General features: G+C 70.9%; 6 protein-coding genes. 5 read left to right on the forward strand and 1 reads right to left on the reverse strand.

The genetic code is table 11. The features are described 5' to 3' along the window. Positions 1-10 precede the first annotated feature (10 nt). On the reverse strand, positions 11-1,108 hold the full coding sequence (locus tag ACFWGZ_RS38450) for an RNA polymerase sigma factor (RefSeq protein WP_382456520.1): 1,098 nt from the start codon (positions 1,106-1,108) through the stop codon (positions 11-13). A gap of 272 nt (positions 1,109-1,380) precedes the next feature. Here ACFWGZ_RS38450 and ACFWGZ_RS38455 point away from each other — a divergent pair, with 272 nt between their 5' ends. The 5 genes from ACFWGZ_RS38455 (at position 1,381) to ACFWGZ_RS38475 (ending at position 6,440) form a co-directional block, all read left to right on the forward strand. Beyond that, positions 1,381-3,198, forward strand: coding sequence for a glycoside hydrolase family 76 protein (locus ACFWGZ_RS38455; protein ID WP_382456521.1), 1,818 nt, complete (start codon positions 1,381-1,383; stop codon positions 3,196-3,198). Positions 3,199-3,365: 167 nt separating this feature from the next. Next, positions 3,366-4,277 (forward strand): DMT family transporter, encoded by a 912-nt coding sequence (locus ACFWGZ_RS38460; protein WP_382456522.1) that lies wholly within the window; start codon positions 3,366-3,368, stop codon positions 4,275-4,277. Then, the gene (epsC, locus tag ACFWGZ_RS38465) at positions 4,274-4,915 is read left to right on the forward strand and encodes a serine O-acetyltransferase EpsC (protein WP_382456523.1); all 642 of its coding nucleotides are present in this window, start codon (positions 4,274-4,276) and stop codon (positions 4,913-4,915) included. Before ACFWGZ_RS38460 ends, epsC begins: the two co-directional genes overlap by 4 nt. A 25-nt stretch (positions 4,916-4,940) precedes the next feature. Next, entirely contained in the window at positions 4,941-5,939 is a 999-nt protein-coding gene (gene cysK, locus ACFWGZ_RS38470) for a cysteine synthase A (RefSeq protein ID WP_382456524.1), read from the forward strand. 6 nt (positions 5,940-5,945) lie between these two features. After that, on the forward strand, positions 5,946-6,440 hold the full coding sequence (locus tag ACFWGZ_RS38475; RefSeq protein WP_330851254.1) for a cupin domain-containing protein: 495 nt from the start codon (positions 5,946-5,948) through the stop codon (positions 6,438-6,440). Positions 6,441-6,478 lie beyond the last annotated feature (38 nt).

A 6,478-nucleotide genomic window follows, 5' to 3' on the forward strand; every position in this document is an offset into this window, starting at 1 on the left:
CTCCTTTGTGTCACGTTGGAATGGTTTGATCCTCCCATGCCGGTACCGGGCCCGGTCCATGGGAATGCCCGGTGCGCTTCGCGGTGTTTGCGTGCACGGAGTTCCCGCGCACGGATGCGATCGCGCCCGATGATTCATGCCGACGAATCCTGCCGGCGAATCCTGCCCGCGAATCGCGCTTACGAGGAGAGACGATGCCCGACACCACCGCGGCGGCCGCGGCCGCGATCGGCTTCACCAGCGACCCCTTGAGCAGCAGGCTCAGCTTGCCGCTCGTGACGGGGTCGACCGGGGCCTGCGAGAACGTCACGTGCGTGCCGGCCAGGGCGGACGGGTCGAACCCGAGTGCCGCCGGCAGCGGCACCAGCGGCAGCCGGGCGATCAGGCCCTCGACGGACGCGAGGTCGTGACCGGCCCGCTCGCAGCGGGCGCAGTCGCGGCTGTGCCGGGCGATCCGCTTGCGCCACAACGCGCTCGGGTCGCCGTCCCAGTCCGCCACGACGTCGGCGAGCCCGGGGCAGCGCGGCGTGCGTTCCAGTGTCCGCACGACGATGCGCGCGGCGTCGAGCTGGGCTTTGACCCGCTGCACGCGCACGGCGGTGTGCTGCGGCGTGAGCTCCAGCGCGTTGGCGACCTCCGTGCGGGTGAGCCGCCCGGCCGCCTCCAGCCACCACAGCGACAGCAGCTCGCGCTCGTCGGCGCTGAGCCACCGGGTGGCCGCCACGACCTCGCGGCGCTGCCCGGACAGCTGCAGCCGCATGATCGTGAGGTCGACGAAGTCCGCGCCGGGGTCGGCGATGTCCTCGACGATCTCACCGGTGACCGGCACGCGCTGGCGTTCGCGGTGCCGCAGGCGGATCTGGTTCATCGCGATCACGACGAGCCACGACCGGAACCCCGCGGGATCGCGCAGCGACGACAGGCCGTGGACCGCGCGCAGCATGGTCTCCTGGACCACGTCGTCGGTGTCCTCGTGCCCGCCGAGCGCGTGGCCGACGATGTTGTAGACGAGGGGCAGGTAGCCGCTCACCAGGTCGTCGAGCGCGCGCTGGTCACCGTCGCGCGCGGCCACCACCGTCGCGACGCCGGGTTCCCGCACTGCCGCCATGCCCACCTCACCCACCACTTCCTCCGGGTCCTCTGATCAGGAGATGTCCCAGGTGAGCGGCGATAACAACTTTTTCCAGAAGTTTTTTCCGCCGGTTTCCCGGCCGGTTCGCGGCGCCGGGGCGGAACTGGCCGGAAGTAGACCACACGGACCAGGGGAAGCCCACCGAACCGGGCCGAATCCTGTCCGGACACGAATCCGTCCCGCCGTTGACCTCGCCGTACCGGGGTCACGACGATGAGAGCGTTCCCACGTACGCGGGGGTGGTCGGTGTGCTGAACCTTCTCGTGGCCTTCCTGGTGGCGTTGGCGCCCGTGCCCGCACCACCGCCCAGCAGCCCGCCGTCCGGTTCACCGGCCGTGGCAGCGGCGGTCGTGTGCGTGCTCTCGTGCGACACGCTCGACCCCTCCCGCGCCGCCCAGGAGACGTTCCCGGTGCCGGAGAAGCAGCTCAACGGCCGCCGGGTCGTCCTGCACGTCTCCGACCGCGACGGCATGGCCTGGGGCAGCATCGACAACGGCGTCACCGGCGACTCGGTGTGGCTCGACCGGTCGTGGGACGGCGGCGCGAGCTGGGAGGGCCTGCTCGGCAGGGCGAGCATCCCCGGCTCGTGGACCGGCACCAGGACGCTCATGTACAACGTCACCGACCCGGTGGGCCACCGGCGCGGCCTGCTCCGCGCGTGCGGTGACGCCGCCGGGGTGACCTGCACGGACTGGATCTACCCGACGGTGTGCGACGTCCTGTGCGACCGCACGGGCGCGAACCAGGCCAACGGCGACGCACAACCCGTGCCACCCACGACGTTGCACGGCCGCACGATCCGACTGCACACCGACCTGAACGGCATGGCCTGGGCCGGCGTCGAGGCCGGTGGCCAGGGCGACGAGGTCTGGCTCGACCGCTCCTGGGACGGCGGCGCGAGCTGGCCCGCCGGGTCGTCGCTCGGCAGGACCGCGATCCCGGCCGGGGCGACGTCCACCCGCACCACGATGGTCGCCACCCGCGACCCGCGCGGCCGCCACTTCGGCGGAGCCGTGCGCGCGTGCGGCCGGGAGGCGGCGCACAGCGAGGGCAGCTGCACGGCGTGGGCGCGTCCGGTGCCGAGCAGGCCGCGTGCCGCCGCGGACGCCCTGATGTACTCCTACGACCCCTCGGCCGCGTGGTGGCCGTCGAGCTGGTGGAACTCGGCGACCACGTTGACCGCGGTGCTGGACTCGGGCGTCCGCGACCACGACTGGGTGATCGCGCGGACCTTCGACGTCAACCGCGGCACGTTCGCGGCCGGCCGGCGCGGCACCGACCCGGTGGAGGGCGACTTCATCAGCCGGTCGATCGACGACAGCGCGTGGTGGGGCCTCGCCTGGGTGGCGGCCTACGACCGCACCGGCGACCAGCGCTACCTCGCCACGGCCACGACGATCGCGAACTACGTGCACCAGCACTGGGACACCCGCACGTGCGGCGGCGGGGTCTGGTGGGACCGCGAGCACACCTACAAGAACGCCGTGACGAACGGCCAGTACCTGCGGCTCACCGCGTCGATCAGCCGCCGCACGCCCGGCGACACCGTCTGGTCGCAGCGCGCCCGCACCGCCGCGGACTGGTACCTCGGCAGCGGCCTGATCGGGTCCGCCGGCCTCGTCAACGACGGGCTCACCGGCGACTGCCGCAACAACGGCCAGACGGTGTGGACCTACAACCAGGGGCTGGGGATCGGCGGGTTCGTCGAGGTGTGGCGGCTGACCGGCGACACCCGCTACCTCGACGCGTCCCGCCGCCTCGCCGACTCGGCGATCTCCGGCGCGGTGCTGACCCGCGACGGCGTGCTCACCGAGTCGTGCGATCCCACGGCGTCGTGCGACGACAACCAGAAGCAGTTCAAGGGCATCTTCATGCGGTTCCTGAAGGACCTGGCGCGCGCCACGGGCTCCGGTGCGTACCGGCAGTACGCGGCCCGGCAGGCCGACTCGGTGTGGACGAACGACCGCGACGCGCTGAACCGGATCGGGCAGCGCTGGGCCGGGGGCAGCCCCAACCAGGCCGACTGGCGCACCCAGGCGAGCGGCCTGGACGCCGTGAGCGGCTGACCCGGAACGATCATCACGCACAGCTACGGACAACGGTGTCCGTTTGGTCTCGTTCATTTCCTGCCTCGGTGCGCTCCACCAGCGCTGGAGCCGCGGCTCGACCGCGCCACTAGTCACGCATGGTGAAGTTTTCGGGACTACTGACAGATGACCCGAATCGAGAAGCAATGGACAAGGCATCCGTCGCGCGCTTCCTGCTGCTGGCACTGCTGTGGGGGAGCAGCTTCACCTTCATCAAGGTGTCCCTCGAAGGTTTGACACCGGGACAGCTCGTGCTCACCAGACTGGTGCTGGGCGCGGCCGTCCTCCTCTCGATCGCGGCGATCAGCAAGGTCGCCCTGCCGCGGTCCGTCCAGGTCTGGGGCCACATCGGGGCCGCGGGCCTCTTCGGCAACGTGATCCCGTTCCTGCTGCTGTCCTACGGCGAGAAGACGACCGGCGCCGGCATCGCGGGCGTCCTCATCGGCGCCTCGCCGCTGCTGACGCTGGCGCTGGCCACGGCCGCCCTGCCGACCGAGCGGGCCACCCCGCGCAAGGCCATCGGTCTGGGGCTCGGCTTCATCGGGGTGGTGCTGCTGGTCGGCCCGTGGCACGAGTCGCTGGGCTCGCTCAGCGGCCGGCTGGCCTGCTTCGGCGCGGCCATCAGCTACGCGGTCGGCTTCGTGTACGTCCGCAAGTACCTGTCGCCGCTCGGCCTGAAGCCGCTGGCCCTGGCCGCGTCGCAGCTCGTCGCGGCGGCGGCGCTGCAGGCGGTCGTGACGCCGTTCCTCGACTGGCGGGTCCCGGACCTGACCGGTTCGGTGACGTTCAGCATCGTGGTCCTCGGCCTGTTCAGCACCGGTCTGGCGTACGTGCTCTACTTCCGCCTCATCGGCGACGTGGGCGCGACGACGGCCTCGGCGGTGAACTACGTGGTGCCGGTGTTCGCGGTGCTGATCAGCGTGCTGTTCCTGGGTGAGCACATCACCTGGAACCTCATCGCGGGCGGTCTGGTGGTCCTCGTGGGCGTGGCCTACGCGGAGAACCGGCTCGGCCAGCTGCGCAAGAGCACCCCCGAGACCGCGGGAGCGGTCCGGTGACCGGGCGGGCGCTGCTCCGGACGATCACCGACGACCTCGACATGGTGATGGACCGCGACCCGTCGATCCTGTCGCGCAGCGAGGCGCTGCTGCACCCGACGGTCATCGCGGTCTGGGGCTGGCGCATCTCGCACCGGCTGCACCTGAGGGGTCACCGGCGCAGCGCCCGTCTCGTCATGGTGCTGTCCCGGTTGCTCACGGGCGGCATCGAGATCCACCCCGGAGCCACGATCGGCCGCGGCTTCTTCGTCGACCACGGCGCGGGCGTCGTGATCGGCGAGACGGTCGAGATCGGCGACGACGTGACGATCTTCCACCAGGTGACGCTCGGTGCCGTCGGCTGGTGGCACGACAACCAGCGGCCGGAGGGCTCGCGCCGCCACCCGAAGCTCAGCGACCGGGTGGTGGTCGGGGCCAACGCGACGATCCTGGGCCCCGTCACCGTCGGCCACGACTCCGTGGTGGGCGCCCAGGCGCTCGTCATCCGCGACGTCCCCGCCGACTCGCGGGTCCTGGCGCCGTTCTCGATCCCGAACCTGCGCTCGACCCGCGGCGTGGCGAAGGCGGCCAAGCCCCGCCAGTCCGTCGTGGTCGCCGGCCAGAAGCACAAGGGCGCGGCGGTGTTCCCCAGCTGGTGATCTCACCCTGCAGATCGGAGGGCTCGTGGAGACCCGAGTCAGTCAGCCCCTCGTCAAACGACCGCCTGCCCAGTCGCTCGTGGACCTGATCGGCGGCACACCCACGGTCAGACTCGACCTCGGAGTCACCACCGCGCACCTCTACGCCAAGCTGGAGATGGCGAACCCGCTGTCCAGCGTGAAGGACCGCGCCGCGCTCTACATGGTCAACGGCGCGGAGGAACGCGGCCAGCTCGTCCGCGGCTCGGGCACGATCGTCGAGGCGACGTCCGGCAACACCGGCATCTCCCTCGCGGCGATCGCCGCCGCACGCGGCTACAGGTGCGTGATCGTGCTGCCGGACAGCGCGACCAGCGAACGCATCCAGCTGCTCAAGGCCTTCGGTGCGGAGATCGTGACGACGCCCTACCAGGAGGGCTACGTCGCCGCGATCGCCAAGGCCGAGGAGATCTACCGCGAGCGGCCCGGCTCGTGGTTCGCCTGCCAGCACGAGAACTCCGACAACGTGGCGGCGCACCACGCCACCACCGGCCCGGAGATCTGGAACGACACCGACGGCGAGGTCGACGTCTTCGTCTGCGGCGTCGGCACCGGCGGCACGCTCAGCGGCACGGCGAAGTACCTCAAGGAGCGCAACCCCGCGATCCGCGTGGTCGCCGTCGAGCCGGAGGGGTCGCCCGTGCTCAGCCAGGGCTGGGGCGGCCTGCACCGCATCCCCGGTCTCAACGGCGGTTTCGTCGCGCCGACGACCGACGTGGACCTGATCGACGAGGTCCTCGCCGTGTCCAACGAGGACGCCTACCGCACGGCGCGGGAGCTCGCGAGGACGGCGGGGCTGCTGGTCGGCGTCTCCTCCGGCGCGGCCGCCCACGCCTGCCGCGTGCTCTCGGCCCGGCCGGAGTTCGCGGGCAAGAACTTGGTCACCGTCTTCCCGGACACGGGCGAGCGGTACCTCTCGTGGTTCAACCAGGAAGACACGACGACTGACACCGGCGAGACGCACGCAGCCATCAACGAGGAGTGACCAGCCATGACGCAAGTGCCCAACATCCTGCTTCCCGGCGAGGGCGAGTCGGTGCAGATCGGCACCACCACGCACACCACCTTCAAGGCGCAGGGCAAGGAGACCGACGGCAAGCTCGGCATCTACGAGCACCGGATGGCTCCCAACGCGCCGGGCGCCTCGCCGCACGTGCACAACGAGCAGCTGGAAGCGTTCTACGTGCTCAGCGGCATGGTGGAGCTCCACCTCGACGGCAAGTCGTTCGCCGCGCCGCCCGGCACCTACGTGAACGTGCCGATGGGGATGTCGCACGGGTTCCACAACCCGTACAAGGACCAGGCCACGATGCTCATCATCTTCACCCCCGCGCTCAACCGCGAGGAGTACTTCCGGGGCCTCTCCGAGATGTACGCCGACGGCAACAAGCCCACCGAGGACGAGCTGCTGACGCTGATGGCGAAGTACGACCAGTTCGAGGTCACGATGAACGGCTACGACGTCCCGAACTGGGGCCGTCACTGAGTTCTTGCTGACCGGTCGGCGGGTGTCCTGCTCGGACA

It is taken from the genome of Lentzea sp. NPDC060358 (genome assembly GCF_042725365.1).
Taxonomy (GTDB): Bacteria; Actinomycetota; Actinomycetes; order Mycobacteriales; family Pseudonocardiaceae; genus Lentzea.